Annotated in this window: 19 protein-coding genes; 15 read left to right on the top strand and 4 right to left on the bottom strand. The window is 62.0% G+C overall.

Annotation, left to right across the window (positions count from 1 at the left end; all coding sequences use genetic code 11):
• Nucleotides 1-981, bottom strand: coding sequence for a LysR family transcriptional regulator (locus tag AB4Y43_RS00530; protein WP_368726706.1), 981 nt, complete (start codon nucleotides 979-981; stop codon nucleotides 1-3).
• A 227-nt stretch (nucleotides 982-1,208) separates the two neighbouring features.
• Between AB4Y43_RS00530 and AB4Y43_RS00525 the strand changes: the two genes are divergently transcribed.
• The 6 genes from AB4Y43_RS00525 (at nucleotide 1,209) to AB4Y43_RS00500 (ending at nucleotide 4,916) form a co-directional block, all read left to right on the top strand.
• On the top strand, nucleotides 1,209-1,595 hold the full coding sequence (locus AB4Y43_RS00525; protein ID WP_368726705.1) for an aldehyde dehydrogenase family protein: 387 nt from the start codon (nucleotides 1,209-1,211) through the stop codon (nucleotides 1,593-1,595).
• A 98-nt stretch (nucleotides 1,596-1,693) separates the two neighbouring features.
• A complete protein-coding gene (locus tag AB4Y43_RS00520; protein ID WP_368726704.1) occupies nucleotides 1,694-2,632 on the top strand; it encodes a LysR family transcriptional regulator in 939 nt (312 codons plus the stop codon).
• A 152-nt stretch (nucleotides 2,633-2,784) separates the two neighbouring features.
• The gene (locus AB4Y43_RS00515) at nucleotides 2,785-3,570 is read left to right on the top strand and encodes a glucose 1-dehydrogenase (protein ID WP_254353343.1); all 786 of its coding nucleotides are present in this window, start codon (nucleotides 2,785-2,787) and stop codon (nucleotides 3,568-3,570) included.
• A gap of 283 nt (nucleotides 3,571-3,853) precedes the next feature.
• The gene (locus AB4Y43_RS00510) at nucleotides 3,854-4,051 is read left to right on the top strand and encodes a hypothetical protein (RefSeq protein ID WP_083245399.1); all 198 of its coding nucleotides are present in this window, start codon (nucleotides 3,854-3,856) and stop codon (nucleotides 4,049-4,051) included.
• Nucleotides 4,048-4,362: a hypothetical protein gene (locus AB4Y43_RS00505; RefSeq protein WP_368726703.1), complete on the top strand. Its 315-nt coding sequence runs from the start codon at nucleotides 4,048-4,050 to the stop codon at nucleotides 4,360-4,362. The genes AB4Y43_RS00510 and AB4Y43_RS00505 overlap by 4 nt, the downstream gene beginning before the upstream one ends.
• Nucleotides 4,363-4,373: 11 nt before the next feature.
• Nucleotides 4,374-4,916 (top strand): nuclear transport factor 2 family protein, encoded by a 543-nt coding sequence (locus tag AB4Y43_RS00500; RefSeq protein ID WP_368726702.1) that lies wholly within the window; start codon nucleotides 4,374-4,376, stop codon nucleotides 4,914-4,916.
• Between the two features lie 87 nt (nucleotides 4,917-5,003).
• Here the strand turns inward: AB4Y43_RS00500 and folE are convergent, their stop codons facing one another.
• A complete protein-coding gene (gene folE / locus AB4Y43_RS00495) occupies nucleotides 5,004-5,639 on the bottom strand; it encodes a GTP cyclohydrolase I FolE (RefSeq protein ID WP_368726701.1) in 636 nt (211 codons plus the stop codon).
• A 184-nt stretch (nucleotides 5,640-5,823) separates the two neighbouring features.
• Between folE and AB4Y43_RS00490 the strand changes: the two genes are divergently transcribed.
• Nucleotides 5,824-6,801 carry an NAD(P)H-dependent flavin oxidoreductase gene (locus AB4Y43_RS00490; protein ID WP_368602263.1) on the top strand — a complete coding sequence of 326 codons (978 nt, stop codon included), beginning with the start codon at nucleotides 5,824-5,826 and terminating at the stop codon, nucleotides 6,799-6,801.
• A gap of 74 nt (nucleotides 6,802-6,875) precedes the next feature.
• Here AB4Y43_RS00490 and AB4Y43_RS00485 read toward each other — a convergent pair whose 3' ends face one another.
• Together AB4Y43_RS00485 and bktB are read right to left on the bottom strand one after the other, a co-directional pair.
• Nucleotides 6,876-8,522 carry an MBL fold metallo-hydrolase gene (locus AB4Y43_RS00485; protein ID WP_368726700.1) on the bottom strand — a complete coding sequence of 549 codons (1,647 nt, stop codon included), beginning with the start codon at nucleotides 8,520-8,522 and terminating at the stop codon, nucleotides 6,876-6,878.
• Nucleotides 8,523-8,564: 42 nt separating this feature from the next.
• Nucleotides 8,565-9,746 carry a beta-ketothiolase BktB gene (bktB, locus tag AB4Y43_RS00480; protein ID WP_368685213.1) on the bottom strand — a complete coding sequence of 394 codons (1,182 nt, stop codon included), beginning with the start codon at nucleotides 9,744-9,746 and terminating at the stop codon, nucleotides 8,565-8,567.
• A gap of 354 nt (nucleotides 9,747-10,100) precedes the next feature.
• Here bktB and AB4Y43_RS00475 point away from each other — a divergent pair, with 354 nt between their 5' ends.
• From AB4Y43_RS00475 to AB4Y43_RS00440, 8 genes are all read left to right on the top strand, one after another.
• Nucleotides 10,101-12,032 carry an AMP-binding protein gene (locus AB4Y43_RS00475; protein WP_342947347.1) on the top strand — a complete coding sequence of 644 codons (1,932 nt, stop codon included), beginning with the start codon at nucleotides 10,101-10,103 and terminating at the stop codon, nucleotides 12,030-12,032.
• Nucleotides 12,033-12,037: 5 nt separating this feature from the next.
• Nucleotides 12,038-13,249: an acyl-CoA dehydrogenase family protein gene (locus AB4Y43_RS00470; protein WP_368726699.1), complete on the top strand. Its 1,212-nt coding sequence runs from the start codon at nucleotides 12,038-12,040 to the stop codon at nucleotides 13,247-13,249.
• A 79-nt stretch (nucleotides 13,250-13,328) separates the two neighbouring features.
• Nucleotides 13,329-14,489 (top strand): acyl-CoA dehydrogenase family protein, encoded by a 1,161-nt coding sequence (locus tag AB4Y43_RS00465; RefSeq protein ID WP_368726698.1) that lies wholly within the window; start codon nucleotides 13,329-13,331, stop codon nucleotides 14,487-14,489.
• Nucleotides 14,490-14,508: 19 nt separating this feature from the next.
• Nucleotides 14,509-15,246, top strand: a complete 738-nt coding sequence (locus tag AB4Y43_RS00460) for an enoyl-CoA hydratase (protein WP_368726697.1) — start codon at nucleotides 14,509-14,511, stop codon at nucleotides 15,244-15,246.
• A gap of 79 nt (nucleotides 15,247-15,325) precedes the next feature.
• A complete protein-coding gene (locus AB4Y43_RS00455) occupies nucleotides 15,326-16,120 on the top strand; it encodes an enoyl-CoA hydratase/isomerase family protein (protein ID WP_368726696.1) in 795 nt (264 codons plus the stop codon).
• A gap of 52 nt (nucleotides 16,121-16,172) precedes the next feature.
• Nucleotides 16,173-16,952 carry an SDR family NAD(P)-dependent oxidoreductase gene (locus tag AB4Y43_RS00450; protein ID WP_368726695.1) on the top strand — a complete coding sequence of 260 codons (780 nt, stop codon included), beginning with the start codon at nucleotides 16,173-16,175 and terminating at the stop codon, nucleotides 16,950-16,952.
• 21 nt (nucleotides 16,953-16,973) lie between these two features.
• Nucleotides 16,974-17,966, top strand: coding sequence for a nitronate monooxygenase (locus AB4Y43_RS00445; RefSeq protein ID WP_342947352.1), 993 nt, complete (start codon nucleotides 16,974-16,976; stop codon nucleotides 17,964-17,966).
• A gap of 128 nt (nucleotides 17,967-18,094) precedes the next feature.
• On the top strand, nucleotides 18,095-18,775 hold the full coding sequence (locus tag AB4Y43_RS00440) for a TetR/AcrR family transcriptional regulator (RefSeq protein WP_083245401.1): 681 nt from the start codon (nucleotides 18,095-18,097) through the stop codon (nucleotides 18,773-18,775).

Raw genomic sequence — 18,775 nt, 5'->3', positions numbered from 1 at the left:
TCAGGCGGCAAAGGTGTCGAGTTCCGCTTTGCCGGTATCGGTCGAACGAAACCGTTCGAGCAGGTAATCCACAAAAACCCTGACTTTCGCGGGCAGATACTGGCGGTGGGGGTAGTGCACGTAAATGCGCGGCCCCGTGCCATCAGCCTCGTCGCCGCGCACCCGGTATTCGGGAAGCACGATCTTGAGTGCCCCGCTACGCAGATACGGTAGCACCACGGGCACGGAAGACGGCGTGATCCCTGCGCCACTGAGCGCTGCGACGAGGCCGGTGTCCGGTTGGCCTGCCACGGTTAGACGCCCGCGGGGATGGTGGACGAATGTCCTGTCCTTCCGGGCGCCGCGCTTTCGCGTACTTCCTGGCATGCGTTCGAGATGAAGCGCGGCGAGTCCGAACGGCATACGGATGCCGACGAATTCGTGTTCCGCCAGTTCCTCCGGTGTTTGAGGAACGCTCTTGCGTTCGAGATAGCCCGGGCTCGCGACCAGTACGATGGGGTAGTCGCACAGCGGACGGCAGACATGATTGGTTCCGCGTCCCCGCGCGTGCTGAATACTGACGTCGACGCCGTCGTTGACGAGGCTTGGCGCAATTTCGTCATAGCTGATATCGATTTCGACGAGCGGATAGCGTTGCAGAAATTCCGCGATCACCGGAGTCAGGCAATGCCTCCCGAACGTCGGCGTGACGGATACCTTGATCATGCCCTCCGGATGCTCGGGACTGCGCCGCACATCGGCGACGGCTTCGTCGAGCTGATTCAACAACGGCGCCACCCGTTGATAGAACTGCCGCCCCTCGCTCGTGAGGCTCAACTTGCGTGTGGTCCGGTTGAAAAGGCGCACGCCGAGTTCACGCTCCAGCGCCGCGATACTCTTGCTGATGGCAGGCGGCGTGACCTGTAGCCGGGTTGCCGCCGCGATGAAGCTGCCGCAACGGACGGCCTGAACGAAAGGCTGCAGATTCCGGATTTCTGGCATCGTCGATTAATGAAAAAAAGTCACTCTAAATGTTCCGTTTAGTAAGCAGTGTAGAGCATGAGCCGACGCTAGAATCGAATTTATCAGAGGCGGCCCGCGCTGCGCGCGCCAGGCCGACCACGAAAATGCTCAGGAGAGGACACGACTGACCTCGACGGCGCGTGACCGGCGCCGGTTCCTGCACGCGTCTCCTGCCTGTAGCAGTCAAACGCACAATGGAACGGCACATGGCACTTTCCCAATCGCACCGGCGCCCGCTCGGCGTCCCCGGGCGCCTCTATATCGGCGGTGTATTCGTCGAAGCTGACGGCGCATCCAGCGTCGAACATGTCAACCCTTCAACAGGGCGGCCTCAAGCCGTCGTGCCTCTCGGCAGCGTGAGCGATATCGACCGCGCCGTGAAGGCTGCCAGGGTGGCGCAACGCGTGTGGATGGAGATGGGGCCACGCGCGCGGGCGCGAAGCTTTCGGCGCCTCGAGGATGCCGGACCAACGAACCGTCTTGCAGTTCGTATTCACGCTTCGAAATGTTCTCTTGCCCCATGCCTCTTCCAGTTCATCCGGGCGGCTCGTTTTATTCATAATTTAGAACGATATTCAAAAACGTATGTTTAGTGCAGGTCTACGTCAAGTCCGCATGCACCCGATACCACCTGCGTTCAACAATGTGACCAGGGTTCATCCGCAGTGCACCGCAATAGGACAAAGGCGATATGCTGGCGGCACCCTCGATATCGAAGTCATATCAAGCCATGGAATTGCGGCATCTCAGGCACTTTGTAGCGGTTGCGGAGACCCAGCACTTCGGGCGTGCGGCTGCACGCCTTGGCATGGCTCAGCCGCCGCTCAGCCAGTCGATCATGCGGCTGGAGGAACAGCTTGGCATCAAGCTGCTCGAACGCATGCCGCGCGGTGTGACCCTCACGCCCGCGGGATCCGCCTTGCTCGCGGAAGCCAAGCCGCTCATCGCGCAGGCGGAATTGGCCGAGCGGCGGGTGCGTCAGGCAGCCGATGAACTGGCGAGCTTGAGCGTGGCGTTCGTGCCGATGTGCGCCCTACGCATCATGCCGCTCGCCATTCAGGGGCTGCGCAAGCAATGGCCGGGTGTCGATGTCCGGTTGATCGAGCGTGGTAGTGCCCTGACTGTCGCGAGCGTGAAAAACGGCAGCATCGACCTGGGCGTGGTCGTAACCAGCGCGGCGGACGTCTCGGGTCTGGAAAGCGTGGTGATCGAGCGCCTGCGCGTGGTGGCTGCGGTTCCCGCTAAATGGCCGGTCGCGACGCAGCGTTCGATTCGCATCGCGGATCTCGCTCGATATCCCCTCATCATGTTCCCTCAGCAGATGTCGCAACCGCTGTTCGCCGCGTTCGAAGCAGCACGGCGCGAGGAGGGCTTGTCGCCGCGAGTGACCCAGCAGGCTCGCCACCCCTATACGATGCTCAACCTCGTCGCTCACGAGCTGGGTGTCGGTTTGATGCTGGACTCGGCGCGATACTTGCCTGTGGAAGGCGTTGCTTACGTCGATATAGAAGATGTCCCGGCATCTGGCGAAACGGAAGTGTCGCTGGTGTGGGCGGATAGACCCCACAAGCCCTGGCACCGCGCGATGCTCGACATCATGCGCGAGATCGCGTCGCCGACTCCGGTGTGACGCGCGCAGCCGCGCCGTTGAACCGATTCATTCTCGCTGCTCCTCGCGCCATTCGTTTCTGCGTTCACCTTGACACCCCACGATGGGGTGTTTATCTTTGCGAATGACGTTCACAAAACAACCCGCTCGCATGGCGAGCCAAAGGAGGAGCAGTGAGCACGAATGTGGCGAGTCTTTTCAGTCTCGATCAGAAAGTGGCGGTGGTGACAGGGGCAGGTTCGGGTATCGGCCGCGAGACGGCGCTGTTGCTGGCGTCGGCCGGCGCCGCTGTGGTCGCGGCGGACCTGAACGAGGAAGCGGCGCAGGAAACGGTCAAACAAATCGAAAGCGCTTCAGGTAAGGCGATCGCCGTCAAGGTGGACATCGGCAATGAATCTTCGATTCTTGCGATGTACGAAACCGTTCAGGCAAAGCTCGGGCGTCTTGACATTCTCGTCAACAATGCCGGTATCTATCCGAAGACGCAATTCGTCGAAACGTCGGCCGAGAAGTGGGACAAGGTTCTCGGCGTGAACCTGCGCGGCACCTTCCTTTGCATGCGCGAAGCGATCAAGCGCATGCAAGCGGCCAAGCGCGGCGGTTCCATCATCAATATCTCGTCGGTGGCTTCGCTGCAGCCCGTGATCTTCGACAACGGCGATTACGGCGCATCGAAGGCGGGTGTCAACAATCTCACCAAAGTGGCTGCTCTCGAATTTGCAGCAGACGCAATTCGTGTGAACGCAGTGTTGCCCGGCGGCGTGGCGACCGAGGGCGCAGCTGCATCGACCAAGGTCCATCAGGCAAGCGGCCCGATTACGCAGCCCGGCCGTATGCCCCTGGGCCGCATTGGCGTCGCCTCCGATATCGCGCGCGCCGTGCTGTTCTTTGCCTCGCCGGCATCGGACTATGTCACCGGCCAGCTCCTGGCTGTCGACGGCGGTTTCCAGGTTTCCTGATCGCCCCTCGGCGGCCCGTTTTTCGCGTTGCGAAGCCGCATCGGCGATGCGGCCTGGGCTGCCTTTTGCTTTGCCCAAATTGCATACGATCCGTTGCGCACAATTGACCGTGTGCGTAGCTTGCGCTCGCGCATACGCTGCACGCTACGCCCTGGCGGCTGGTGAAAACACCGACACAGTTAATTGAACGAGTTGTTGCATAACGGAACTTCGTCACCTACGATGTCGACATAGAGGCGCCACGAATGCGCCCGCGTGGCACAAGCCTGATCGGAGACATGCGATGTACCTGCTCGACAGCGATTTACGTGGCCCTCTCGCGGACTACACGTTCCACCATCGGCGCCAGCCTGCTGGCAGCCATCCTCCCTCGTCGGACGAATCGGATCGCGCAAAACAATCGAATTGGGCGGCGCGTGCGCTGGGTGCGATGGCGCACCGTATCTTCGGCAAGCTGCGCATGGAGGGGGCGGCACGATGAAAACGATGGCTGGCGAGCGCGCTCGAGAAGCGCGCAGGGTATGGCTCCCGCTTATCCTCTTGTCGATTTCGGCAGCGGCGATCTGGCTGCTGCAACGCGACTTGCGCATGGAAGAGTTGGGCCGTTCGGCGCTGTTCGACGTTGTGATGACGATTGCCGTGCTCGGTGCAACGGCATTCGCGGGCCTCGTTGGGTGTGCGATTGCGAGTCGCGCGCAGGAAGAGGAAACCGATTTGTCGACAGGTGAAGGGTATTGCTTCATTGGCGCGGTGATCGGCGCGGTGGTCTTTTTCGTCGCTATGACTTACTAACGGTAGAAACCATGAACGAAGTGCTGAGCGCACGCGTGGAAGCGCTGTTGGACAAACAGGCCATACTCGAATGCGTGCACCGCTATTGCCGCGGGGTCGACCGCATGGACCGTGAGTTGACGCTGTCAGCGTACCATCCGGATGGGATCGATGACCACGGCGCATTCGTTGGTAATGCAAAGGAATTCGTAGATTGGGCCTTTGCGTACCATGCCGAGCATCAGCTCTCGCACCACCACATGGTTTTCAATCACAGTGTCGAGCTGAAGGGCAACGAAGCGCACGGGGAAACGTACTGGCTTTTCTTCGGCGAGAATCGCGTCAAGCCGGACACGCTTGCGGTGGGGCGCTATATCGACCGCTTCGAAAAGCGCAATGGCGTGTGGGCGATTGCCGCCCGCGTCTGCATCTCGGAGGCGATCAACGAGCTCACGCCTGCCGTAGTGCCTGCTGCCTGGCGCGAAATCTTGATGAGCAATGGCGTGAGTTCGAGAAATCGCGAAGATGTTTCTTACGAGCGGCCTCTCACGACACGTCAGCCCAGCGAGGCTTAGGGGCTTGCGTAAGCGTCGCGCGAAGCTTGTCACGAACAACCAGCATCTCATTCAAGCCAACGTCGGCGTGGAGCCGACGTTGGCTTTTTAGCTATTGGGCAGCGGCATGATCGTGCTGTGGCCTACGATCGACAGAAACTCACGGCGCGTTGAGGGATCGTCGCGAAACGCACCCAGCATCCGGCTCGTCACCAGCGAAGCGCCGGGTTTATGCACGCCGCGCGTGCTCATGCACTGATGCGCGGCTTCGAGGATCACGGCAACTCCCTTGGGCTGTAACACCGTGTTCAACGCATCGGCGATCTGAACGGTCATTTTCTCCTGAATCTGCAGACGCTTGGCATACACGTCGACGAGGCGAGCAAGCTTGGAGATGCCGACCACACGATGCTCGGGCAGGTAAGCAACGTGTGCGCGCCCGATAATGGGCACCATATGGTGCTCGCAATAGCTTTCGAAGCGGATGTCTTTTAGCACCACCATCTCGTCGTAGCCATCCACTTCGGAGAACGTCGTAGCAAGAATCTGCATCGGATCGGATTCGTATCCGGAGAAGAACTCGCGATACGCGCGCGCGACGCGTGCGGGTGTTTGAGTGAGACCTTCTCTTTGGGGGTCGTCGCCCGCCCATCGGATAAGCGTTCGCACGGCTTCTTCCGCCTGATCTCGCGTCGGGCGAACCGATGCTACCTCAGTGCCAATTTCTTTGTCTCGCGTGTTCATCAACTCTCCTGATCATTCATGCCTCGTGCAATCCGACGCGCGTGCGCGTGTGCTGCGCACCCGTATCGGCAACGTGAATAAAGTGTATATAATTGCACGGTGTTCGTAAATACAAACGCGTGTACCTCGCTCGACGTGCCGCGCGCTGCAGAAGCAGGTTGCACTTACATCACAGGATCAGTACATGAAAACGCGCATTACAGAGTTGCTTGGGATTCGATATCCCATCGTTCAAGGCGGCATGATGTGGGTGGGCCGCGCGGAACTGGCCGCTGCCGTCTCGAACGCCGGTGCGCTCGGCACCATCACCGCGCTCACGCAACCCACGCCGGAGGCGCTGAGCAACGAGATTGGCCGCGTTCGATCGTTGACGGACCAGCCGTTCGCGGTGAACCTGACGATTCTGCCGACGATCAAACCGGTTCCGTACGATGAGTACGTGCAAGCGATCGTGGAGAACGGCGTGAAGGTGGTCGAGACGGCGGGGCGTAATCCCGAGCCGCACATGCCGGCGTTCAAGGCTGCGGGAATCAAGGTCATCCACAAATGCACCTCCGTGCGGCACGCGCTGAAAGCAGAGGCATTGGGGTGTGACGCCGTGAGCGTGGACGGCTTCGAATGTGCCGGCCACCCAGGCGAAGACGACGTGCCCAACCTCATTCTGTTGCCCGCGGCCGCCGCGAAGCTGCGTATTCCGATGCTGGCATCGGGCGGTATTGCCGACGCGCGCGGCATGGTCGCCGCACTCGCGCTCGGTGCGGACGGCATCAACATGGGCACGCGATTCATGGCCACGCAGGAAGCGCCGATTCATGAGAACGTCAAGCGCAGGCTGGTCGAGAACGACGAGCGCAACACGGCGCTGATTTTCCGCACGCTGAAGAACACCTCGCGCATTTTCAGAAATTCAGTTGCGGAGAAGGTGCTGGAACTCGAATACAAGGAAGGCGCGACGTTCGCGGATCTCAAACCACTCGTGAGTGGCGAGCGCGGAAAGCGTATGTACGAAACGGGGGATACGGAAGATGGGACGTTCCCTGCCGGTCTCGCGATCGGGCTGATCGAGGATATTCCCACCTGCGCGGAACTCGTGAGCCGGATGGTTGCTGAGGCGCGCGCACTCATTCACGGCCGGCTGGCCGCATTTGCAGAAGATAACTGAGCGTGCGCTAAGGCGCCTTTCGAATCGTCTGCCCGTGCCCGGATTGAAAACGGGCGCGCGCAGGCAGTTTGCATTCAGCAACGCGGGGCTTGTTCGTCTAACCGTTCGAGATGAGCAAGCAGCGAGCGGGCCGCGGCTGGCCAGAGCTTTGCCGGTACGTCCTCGTAAGCATGGCGTAGCCAGTCATCGATCGAGCCGTTCGGCAGTGTCTTCACTGCCTGCGCGATCTTTGCTTCCCGCGCCATGCGGTGCGCCTTGAAGCGCGCGATCTGCTCACGCGCGCGGTCGAGCACGTAGCCGTGTGCAGGCAGAATGAAGTCGATCTCATGTTCGGCGCAGATCGCGTCCAGCCGGTCCAGCGACGCGAGGTACGCAGTCATGTTGCCGTCGGGCGGATCGATGATGGTCGTGCTTCCATTCAGGATGTGGTCTCCGCTGAACAGCAATCCGTCCTCGACGAGGACGAGGCACACGTGGTTGCTCGCGTGCCCCGGTGTCGGAACGACAAGCAATCGATGTGTCTCGCCGTCACAGGCAAGCGCGAGCCATTCACCGTCGCGCAGTTCGCGGTCCGGGACGAAATGGCTGCTAGCCCTCGCAAAGGACCCGGACGGCAGGCCGAGGATCGCTGGCTTGTTCGCGCACATGGCTTGCAGTGGCCGCGCGCCGGGCGCGTGGTCCGCGTGCGAGTGCGTGCAGACGATCATACGGATGTCGCCACCCGTTGCGGCGAGAATGCGCTGGAGGTGCGCCCGATCGTCAGGCCCCGGATCGATCACGATGAAGCCAGTTGCCGCTGTGCCGACGATATAGCTATTCGTGCCGGGTCCCGTCATCATGCCGCCGTTCGCGACGGTCAGCCGCATCACGTTTTTCAGCAGCGGGACGGCCTCGGTTGATCGCCAGTCGAGCGCGTGAAGTACCTGGCCATCAGGGCACACGAGGCGAAGCTCCCCGTATGGCGCGTCGCCTTCCATGCAACGCACGACGTTGCCGGCTTTCAGGCCACCGCGCGGACAACTGCTCCACAGCGGTTTTTCACCGGCGCATGCCGCAAGCAACGCTTCGACCGAGTCGAACGAACGAAGGCGTTCGAGCGTGCGCACGGTTGGGAAGATCATGGCGAAGTCGCCCGCAGCGTGGCGCGCGAGGGCGTCGGAGGGATTGACCCACACCGGTTCGAATTGCTCGGCGCCATCCGCGACAGCGGTTTGTCCGGCAGGCATGCGCGCCACGAAAAACTGCACGTCGAAGCGCCGAGGCAGGTCGCGGTCGGTGATCCAATGCGCAAGCGGATAAATGCAGTCGGCGGCGAGCGTGAGGCTTCGCTGCGCGCAATGTTCCCCGATCGCTGCGCTTCGGTCGAGCGTCGCCATATCGCTGTCGTCGACGAACGCGCCATCGCTTCGCCGCGCGAGCAACACGCCTAGCTCCTCGAATGTCTCGCGTATGGCGGCCACAGCCTGAACTGCCTGCGCTTCGTCTTGCGTGCCGCGTCGTGACGCGCACGCGGCGATGCGTGCATCGGACGGATCGATGGCGCCACCAGGGAAGACAAAGGCGCCCGGTGCGAAGCTCGCTTGCGCCGAGCGCCGCGTCATCAGCACTTCAATGGCCGGCGCACCTTTGTATTGAGCGTTGCGCAGCAACAGCATCGTTGCCGCCGGGCGCGGTGAAACGGGTTGGCGCTGCGCGTGGAGCAGCTGTTCGGGGCGTACCACGTCACTCCCTCTGATTCAATGAATAGCCGCTTGCGTGTAGCGCTAAATGCGTTCGAAGACTGCTGCGATGCCCTGGCCGCCGCCGATGCACATCGTGACGAGCGCATAGCGGCCGCCGCAACGGTGCAGCTCGTGAATCGCTTTCACCGCAATGACGGCGCCGGTCGCGCCGATCGGATGGCCGAGCGAGATGCCCGAGCCGTTTGGATTGACCCGGGCGCTGTCGAATTCCAGCTCCTTCGCGACGGCGCAAGCCTGCGCGGCGAATGCTTCGTTCGCTTCGATCACGTCGAGATCCGCCACGGTCAAGCCCGCGCGTTGCAATGCCTTGCGTGTTGCAGGCACCGGGCCAATGCCCATGTATTGAGGATCGACGCCTGCGTGAGCCCAGGACACGAGCCGCGCGAGTGGACGAAGGCCGCGCTGCTCGGCAGCGCGGCGCGCCATCAGCAGGACTCCCGCAGCGCCGTCGTTGAGGCCGGACGCGTTGCCGGGCGTCACGGTCCCGTCCTTCTGGAATGCGGGACGCAACTTGGCGAGATCCGCGGCGGTCGTGCCGGGCCGTACATGCTCATCCGTATCGAACACGCTGTCGCCCTTTTTCGTGCGGAGTGCTACAGGCACGATTTGCTCGCGGAAGTGGCCATTATGTATGGCTCGTGCGGCGCGCCGGTGCGACTCGACGGCGAGCTGGTCCTGGTCGTCGCGCGAAACGCCGTACTTCTTCGCGACGTTCTCCGCCGTCACGCCCATATGGCAAGCGCTGAACGGGTCCGTCAACGCGCCGGCCATCATGTCGATCAGGCGGATGTCGCCCATGCGTGAGCCCCAACGCGCGCTAGTGGCAACGTACGCTGCGCGCGACATGCTTTCCGCGCCTGCGCCGATGGCGATTTCGGTCTCGCCGAGCGCGATGGCCTGGGCGGCGGAAATGATGGCCTGGAGGCCGGAGCCGCACAGCCTGTTGAGTGTCAGCGCCGGGGCGTCCGCACTCACGCCGCCCTCGAGCGCCGCCACTCGCGCGAGGTACATGTCGCGAGGCTCCGTATGGATCACATTGCCGAACACCACGTGGCCGACATCGTCGCCCGGCAGATTCGTGCGGTCGAGCAGCGCGCGAACGACCGTCGCGCCAAGTTGCGTAGGCGGAACGCTCGCCAGGGCACCACCAAAATCTCCAATCGCCGTGCGAACGGCAGCGGTGACGACAACCTCATCCGACATGATGGCTCCTTGATCCGGCGCTCGGCTACGACCTGCGCATCGCGTTTAGCAATATGAATGACATTCATAAAGTAGCGCATTTCTTGTTTCATGTCCACGTTATTGTGCAGTGCGCAAGGATGCGATCGAGCCGCGCATTTCGACGCGTATTCGCGTCAGATGCGAGTTGCGCATCTGACCTTCCTTGCGGGTGACAACCGGATAGACGTCCGTTCGATTTCGCGTTATGCTGGTTCAACATTATGATCAACGTTCAATTATTGGTTGCTATGGAGCTGCAAGAATTGCGTCTGCTGGAAGATGATGCGAACGCTCTCAGGACATGGCCTGCCAGATAACAACAGGACGATTCAAATGGATGCAGGTACGGCTTCGCACGATGCCCTCATGGATGTACCGTTTCGCCCGATTCGCCTTGGCAGCATGGAAGCGATTGTCGAGCGCAGACCCGATGGCAGCGTGGTGTACGCACTGAAGGAACCGCTCGAACCGTATCCCGTCCGCTTGACGGAGCGGCTCGAACACTGGGCGAGTGTTACGCCCGAGCGCGCGCTGCTCGCGCGCCGCACGCCGGACGGCAAGTCCTGGGAGTCCCTCACCTATAAGCAGGCGTTCGACGGTGCGCGTGCGCTGGGGCAGGCGCTGCTCGATCGCGGTTTGTCCCAGTCGCGTCCGTTGATGATTCTTTCGGATCGAAGCTTCGAGCATGCGCTCTTTGCGCTTGCCGCATTGCACGTCGGCATTCCCTATATTCCGGTCACGCCCGCGTACTCGCTTTTATCGCAGGACTTTTCGAAGCTCAAGCAACTGGCGGCCGTGTGCACACCTGGGCTCGTGTTCGCGGACGACGGCGCGCAGTATGGCCGCGCATTGCGCGAGGTATTCGGTGACGTGGAGTGCGTCGTCGTCGGCCCGTTGCCGGAGGGCCGGGCCGGTTCGCGTGTCGCGGAGTGGCTGAAGACGCCGGTTACCGCCGATGTCGAAAAGGCGTTCAACGCAGTGGGCCCGGACACGGTGGGCAAGATCATGTTCACCTCGGGTACGACGGGCGCACCGAAGGGTGTGATCTACCCGCAGCGCATGTTGTGCAGCAATCGCCAGCAGGTCGCGCAGGTGTTCGCGTTTCTTCAGGACGGCCCGCCGGATCTCGTTGACTGGCTGCCGTGGCATCACACCTTCGGCGGCACGCATAACTTCGGCATGGTGCTGTACGGCGGGGGCACGTACTACCTGGACCCCGGCAAGCCAACGCCGGAGGAAATTGGCCCGACTGTGCAGGCGTTGCGTGAAATCGCGCCGGTGGTCTACCTCAATACGCCCCAAGGGTTGGCCTCGCTCATTCCGCATCTTCAGGCCGACAAGGCATTGCGCGAGAAATTCTTCAGCAAGCTCGCGCTGATCTACTACGGCGGCGCAAGTCTGCCGGAGTACATCTGGGCCGAACTCGACGAACTCGCCGTACGCACGATAGGCCAGCGCGTGCTCATCATGTCGGGCATCGGTGGCACGGAAGCGGGCCCCACGCCGATGTCGGCAGCCTGGGATCCGCGGCGCGAGGCGATCGCGGGATTGCCCGTGCCCGGCGTCAAAGTGAAGGTGGCGCCGGTTGGCGCAAAGCTGGAAATCCGCTTCCTTGGCGACTGTGTCACGCCCGGGTACTGGAAAGATCCCGAGCGCACTGCCGCCTCGTTCGACGAGGAGGGCTATTTCCGCTCCGGTGACGCCGCAACCTTCATCGACCCGCAGCGTATCGAGCTCGGCCTGCGCTTCGATGGCCGCATTGCGGAAAATTTCAAACTGTCCACCGGCACGTGGGTCAACGTCGCCGAGTTGCGTCTGCATGCGTTGAACATTTTCGGCCCGTATGCGCGCGACATTGTCATTGCGGGGCACGACCGCGATTACCTGACTGCACTCGTATTCCCCGACGTCGAAGCGTGCCGTGCGCTGTGCGACGACCTTCACGAACTCACGCCGAGCGTCGATCAGATCGTCAACAGCCGTGGTGTGCTGGCGTTCTTCCAGAGGGGCATCGACAAACTCGCTGCGCGACCCGGCGGCAGTTCTGCCCGTATCACGCGCATTGTGCTCGAAAGCGAGCAGCCCACGCTCGACAGCGGTGAATTGAGCGCGAAGAGCGCGATTAGCCAGCGCAACGTGCTCGAGCGGCGTCGCGGCGTCGTTGAGGAGCTTTATCGCATGCCGCCCACGCCGCGCACGCTGGTCGGCAATGCCGGCGCTGCCGAAGCAGATCCTGTTCAACGTATCGAAAACGCTGGAAGCTAAAGAATATGGACTTTCGCGTAGACCCCGCCGACATTGCGTTCCGCGAAGAAGTGCGGGCTTTTCTCAAAGCGCACCTGCCGGCGGATATGGCGTTTCGCGGCCAGCAGGGCTTCCTCGCAGGCGACGACGATTCGCAGCGCTGGACCCGCATTCTGCATGAAACACGCGGATGGTCGGTGCCGCATTGGCCCGTCGCCGATGGCGGCACGGGCTGGACCGCGATGCAGCGCTACATCTTCGAGGAAGAGTGCTATCTGGCGGGCGCTCCAACGCAGAATCAGGCGGGTGTATCGCTCGTCGGACCCGTGATTTGCGAGTTCGGAAACGAAGAGCAGAAGCGCCGCTTTCTTCCACCGATTCAGCGCGGCGAAGTGTTCTGGGTGCAGGGCTTTTCGGAGCCGGGTTCGGGCTCCGATCTCGCGTCGCTGCGCACGACGGCGGTTCGCGATGGAGACCACTACATCGTCAACGGACAAAAGATCTGGACGAGCTTTGGCGCCTATGGCCAATGGAACTTCGTGCTGGTACGAACGGACAGCGAAGCGAAGCCGCAGAAGGGCATTTCATTCCTCCTGCTCGACATGGCGACGCCGGGTGTCACAGTGCGGCCCATCGGGTCGCTCGACGGTTGTCATCACCTGGCCGAAGTGTTTTACGACAACGTGCGCGTGCCCGCCGAAAACCTGATCGGCGAAGTGAACAAAGGCTGGGGATATACGAAGTTTCTGCTCTTTAACGAACGCGCGTTCCTCGGCGCCGAAGCACCGGCGCTCAAGCGTTATCTGCGCAAGATCCGGCACTACGCGTCGCGCGAGCGCGCGGCGGGCAGGCCATTGATCCAGGACCCCACGTTTGCCTCGCGTCTCGCGCAGCATGAACTGGAGGTTCGGGCGATCGATATGGCGGTGCAGAAGATTCTGCATCAAGGGATCGACGAGCGTAGCGGCGGCATGGCAATCGGGTCCATGCTCAAGGTGCGAGGCTCGGAACTTCACCAGAAGCTCACGGAAATGTTGCTGGAGGTGATTGGCGACTACGGCGCCGTGTTCTACCCCGATCCGAACGAGGAACGTGCACTGCGCGACGCGTCGTTTATCGGGCCCGAATACGCGCCGGGCCTCGCCGCCGAGGTTTTCTACCGGCGCGCGTGCACGATCTACGGCGGCACGGCCGAAATCCAGCGCAACATCATCGCGAAGGCGATGTTCGATCTGTGACGCCTGCGTCGATCCAGGAACAGCCGTCGATCCCCGTTACGGGTGATCGCATCAATTGCCGGCAGATAGAGGGTGCAGCATGGACTTCGAGTTGAGCGACGAACAGCGGATGCTGCAGGAAAGCGCGCAGCGCTTCGTGCAAAAGAGCTATACGTTCGAACATCGCAGCAATCTGGCTTCGCAACGCGGCGGTTTCTCGCGTGAGACATGGCGCATGCTCGCAGAAATGGGCTGGCTTGGCATCGCGGTGCCGGAGGAAATGGGCGGGCTCGGTTTCTCGCCGGTGGAGAGCGCCATCGTGGCCGAGCAGATCGGGCGCGCACTCGTGCTCGAACCCTACGTGATGTGTGGCGTTTTTCCGGCCTCGCTCGTCACGCGCTGCGGGCGCGAAGGACAGCGCGAAACCATGCTCGGGGAAATCGTCTCCGGCGAAGCCGTTTATGCGGTCGCGCACAGCGAGCGCGAGGCGCGAGGCCAGGTGCACTACGTCACGGCCACGGCGCAGAAGACGGCAGACGGCGCCTGGCGCCTGGACGGCTACAAAACGCTCGTGGTCGGTGCACCCGTTGCCGACCGGCTGCTTGTCGTCGCTCGCACCGCGGGTGCGGCCGGTGACAAGGACGGCATCGGTATTTTTCTCGTCGATCCGAAGCAGGCGGGCGTGACGCTCAAGACGTGCGCGCTGCTCGACGGCACGCCGTCGGCCGATCTGCTGCTCGATGGCGTGATCGTGGCAGATGCCGATGTCGTCGGCGAGCCAGGGCGCGCTTACGAAGGACTACAGGCCGCAGTTGACGAAGCCATCGTTGCGATTTGCGCGGAACTGGTGGGCGATATGGAAGACGCCATTGAACTCGCTTCGGACTACCTGAAAACACGCAAGCAGTTCGGCGTTCCAATTGGCAGCTTCCAGGCGCTGCAACACCGTATGGCCGACATGGCGATCGATGCCATGCAGGCGCGCGCAACACTGCACCGTGCATTGCTTGCGCTCAGCGAGGACAGCACGAAGCGAAGCGTGGAGATCTCAGGCTGCAAGGCGCAGACCACGCGCAGTGCGAAGTTCGTCACGCAGCAAGGCATTCAGTTGCACGGCGGTTATGGCATCACGAACGAATACAAGGTAGGTCATCACTATCGCCGCCATCTGGTGCTCGACGCGTTGTTCGGCAACATGGACTATCACCTGAATCGCTACGCGTGCCAGATTCAACACGAGGCATTGGCGGCGACGGCTTGAACCTTATCGAGGCACTGCCATGGACGCAACAAGAACCGATCTGCTCGGCACGACGCGTGAGGACGCCGTTCTCACGCTTACACTGAACCGGCCCGAGGCGCGCAATGCGCTGAACCTTGCGTTAACCGAAGCGCTGGTCGAAGCACTGCGCCGCTTCGAAGCCGACGAAAGCCTGCGCGTGCTGATTGTGACGGGCGCCGATCCGGCCTTTTGCTCGGGGCTCGACCTCAATGACTTCTCCGCGCCAAATGCGCCGCGCGCGCAAGTCGCAGAAATGATCGACATGTGGCCGCACATCACCAAGCCGGTGATCGCGGCGGTGAACGGCGCCGCCGTTACCGGCGGGTTCGAGCTTGCAATGGGATGCGATTTCATCCTTGCGTCCGAGCGAGCGCGCTTTGCCGACACGCATACGAAAATCGGCGCGCTCGCAGGCGGCGGCATGACAGCGCGGCTGCCCTATCTCGTGGGCCCGAGGTGGGCCAAGCAGATCAGCCTGACAAGCGAGCCGATCGACGCGGCAACCGCGTTGCGCATTGGTCTTGTGAACGAGGTGGTGGGTCACGATCAGTTGATGGAGCGGGCAAAGGCGGTTGCGAAGACGATTGCGAGCCGTCGTCCCGACCTCGTCGCAACCGTCAAGCAGGTGATCGATCAGGGCGCGCTGGCAACACTCCAGGATGCCTTGCGCATCGAGAAGGCCGCGCTGGCGGAACGAAAGCAACGCGGCAGCATGGCGTGGCAAGTGCAGAAATAATCGATTCGCCGAACAAGGCGCGTAACCCGGGCGCGGTAGCGCCGGCTCATCCAGCAACTCTGGCCCCACGGCGCCAAACATGACAAATCTATACGGCCTTCCAGACGATATTCAAGTCACGGCAGATGGCGGCCTGCGCATCATCACGCTCAACCGGCCCGACGATCTGAACGCGTCGACTACGGAGATGTTGTTTAGCTATCCAAAGCTATTCGCGGCGCTCGCTGACGATCCCGAGGCGCGCGTGGCCATTCTCACGGGTGCGGGGCGGGCATTCAGCGCAGGCGGAGACATGAACCATTTCGTCAAGACGCTCGACGACCCCGAGTTCGCCCGGCGGGTTCAAGAGAACGCACGCCAGACCATACACGGTTTCATCGACGTACCGATTCCGATTATCGCAGCGGTCAACGGCCCTGCGGTGGGGTGGGGCGCGACGATGGCCACGTTGTGCGACATCGTTCTGATGTCCGAGAAATCGTTTCTGGCCGAACCGCATATCAACATCGGTCTAGTCGTGGGCGATGGTATTTCCGTAGCGTGGCCGCTCTACACGAGCCTGCTGCGGGCGAAGGAACTGATCTTTACGGGCGATCGCATCACTGCGCAGCAGGCGGTTGAATACGGACTCGCCAACCGCGTCGTGGAGCCGGGCAAGCTGATGGACGAAGCGTTGGCGCTTGCCGAAAAGCTCCTCAAGCAACCGCGTCACGCGCTGCGCGAAACCAAGAAGCTGATGAATCTCCACCTCCATCGCAGCGCGGCGCAGATGCTCGACACGACGCTTGCGAGGCAGCTTGCGGCAACGCTCAGCAATGAGCATCACGAGATTGCCTCGGCATTCATCGCCCAGCAGAAACGCAAACAAGACTAATTCGGCACGGTGAAGCTCGTTCATCGGCACACCATTCTTATGTGGAGTATGCATGCGCTCTTCGCTTTTCGACCTGACCGATAAGGTCGCCATTGTCACCGGATCGAGCCGCGGCATTGGGTACGCCAGCGCGCTCGGCATGGCAGAGCACGGTGCAAAGGTCGTCATTTCCGGCCGTAACGCCGACGCGTGCGAAACCGCCGCGCAAGCCATCAACGAAAAGATCGGCAGCCGCGTGGCCATGCCGTTTGCCTGCAACATCGGGCGCAAGGCCGAACTGCAAAATCTCGTGGACGCTGCGAACGGCAAGTGGGGCAGAGTCGATATCGTGATGGCCAATGCGGCAATTCATCCCTGGATTGGATCTGCCCTCGATCTGCAGGACGAAACGTTCAACAAGTTCATGCAAGTCAACGTGCAGAGCAATATCTGGCTCGTGCAGATGACCATGCCGGGCATGATCGAGCGCGGCTATGGCCGCTTCATTTCGGTGGCATCGGTGGTCGGTCTGTTCGGCGACGCCGTGACGGGAACCTACGGGCTCACCAAGGCCGCCGACATGCAACTGGTGCGAAACCTCGCGATGGAATTCGCAGCGAAGGGGGTCACTGCCAACTGCATTGCGCCGGGCACATTCAAGACCGAGATGGCGCGATCGCAGTGGGAAGACGAGGCGATGGTCGAATGGTACCGTGGCCGCAATCCGTCGCAACGCTTCGGCGAAGTCGAGGAGATTGCCGGGCTCGCCGTGCTTCTGGCGTCGCCCTCGGGTGGCTATATCAACGGCCAGACGATCGCGGTGGACGGTGGCCACACGATTTCGTTTCGCTGATTTGCGCGAGGAAACCGCATCGTGCGCCCACAGATGTTCAAGACGCGAATCACCGATCTGCTCGGCATTCGCCACCCCATTCTTTGCGGCGGTCTCGGGCCACGCGTGTCCGACGCTCGATATGTCGCCGCCGTCGTCAATGCAGGCGGCATGGGGTTCATCGTCGGCGCCGGCTTTCCCGATGCCGACGAATTTCGCAACGAGTTGCGGACCTGCCGTGAACTCAGCGGTGCGAAGAACTTCGGCGTCAATCTCTACATATCACGGCAAGCGGGTGGCGTGGAGCGCGTCAAGCAACAGATCAGCATTCTGATCGAAGAGAAAGTCGCTTGCGTAGAAACGGCGGGTGCGAGTCCGGAAGCGGTCGTGCCCATCCTCAAGGAGGCGGGCATCAAGGTTTTGCACAAGGTGCCCGCTGTGCGCTATGCACATACGGCCGTGCGGATGGGCGTCGACGGTGTGATCGTCGTCGGCAACGAATGCGGCGGCCACCCCGGCATCTATCAGATCGGCAGTATCGTGCAGGCCGCGCAGGCGCCGCGGGAAGTTGGCTTGCCTGTCGTGATTGGCGGCGGCATCGGTACGGGGCGCCAGCTTGCAGGCGTGCTGGCGATGGGGGCCGACGCCGTCATCATGGGCACGCGCATGATGGTTGCAGAGGAGCTGTGGATTCATCCCGAGGTCAAGGCGAAGGTGGTGGCGGGCGACGGCAGCGAGAGCGTCGTGGTCAAGTCTGCGATCCGTGATCACCACCGCGTGCTGCGCAACGAGAGCGCTGAGGCGGTCCTGGAGCTGGATCGCGCGCAGGTGACCGAATTCGAGCAATTCCGTCCTCACGTGATGGGCGCGCTCGCACACGATGCCTACGTGACTGGCGACACCCGCAAGGGCATGATCGACTACGGCCACGCGGCGGTCTTTGCCGATGCGGTGAGGAACGTCGAAGCCATCTTCGACGAGATGATCGACGACGCGGTAGCTGCGTCGGACCGGCTGGGCAAACTGATGACGTAGAAAGTTGTCATGGCGACGATAGAGCGTGCAGGGGTCTGGCAGGTCCGGCACACGTGGCCCCTGGGCTACAATCTCAGGCGTACTGGTTTCAATACCTGTAATGCATACGCAATCTCTATCGGCACGCCATGAACGCAGTGAAAAGGCCGCAGGCCACGCTTGAGGACGAGGCTTTGCCAGGTGCGAAGCGGGGGCGCCCATTCAAGGCCGACGCGGCGAAGCGCCAGGACGAACTGCTCGATCACACACTGGAGCAGTTCATGGCCGTGGGCTATCGAGCCGCGACCATGGACGGCATTGCGGCCTCGTTTGGCGCGAGCAAGTCCACGATCTACCGGCGCTATGGAAGCAAGGCCGGTCTGCTGAGCGCGGCGATGGAGCGCGGCGTTCCGCTGCTACTCGATCCGCTTGCCCAGGTCTCCACCGATGCTCGCCGCTCGCCGCGCTCGGTTCTGCGCGATTACGGCGAAATCATTCAGTCTTATCACGCCGATCCGAGCATACGCGCGATGTGGCGGGCGGTAAGTGAGGCGAGGGAAGAACTGGGCGACATGCTGGGGCACGTCGTAGAACAGCAGGATAGGGCGCTGGCTCCCATCGCCGACTATCTCGCTACGCTGGCACGCAACGGAAAGATCGCTGTTGCCGAGCCGCGTGCGGCCGCTGCGTGTTTCGGCGCGTTGACGAGCGGCGGTCTCGCCAGCTTCCTCGGCGAGCCGCCTCGCGAGAACGAGCGGCGAGGCGCGCTGGAGTTTGCGCTCACGCTGTTTCTAGACGGCATACTGCCGCGTGCGTCTGCACGGAAATAA

This window comes from Paraburkholderia sp. BR10872, from assembly GCF_040965835.1.
Taxonomy (GTDB): domain Bacteria; phylum Pseudomonadota; class Gammaproteobacteria; order Burkholderiales; family Burkholderiaceae; genus Paraburkholderia; species Paraburkholderia nodosa_A.
This window is presented reverse-complemented; position numbering and strand designations above follow the sequence as displayed.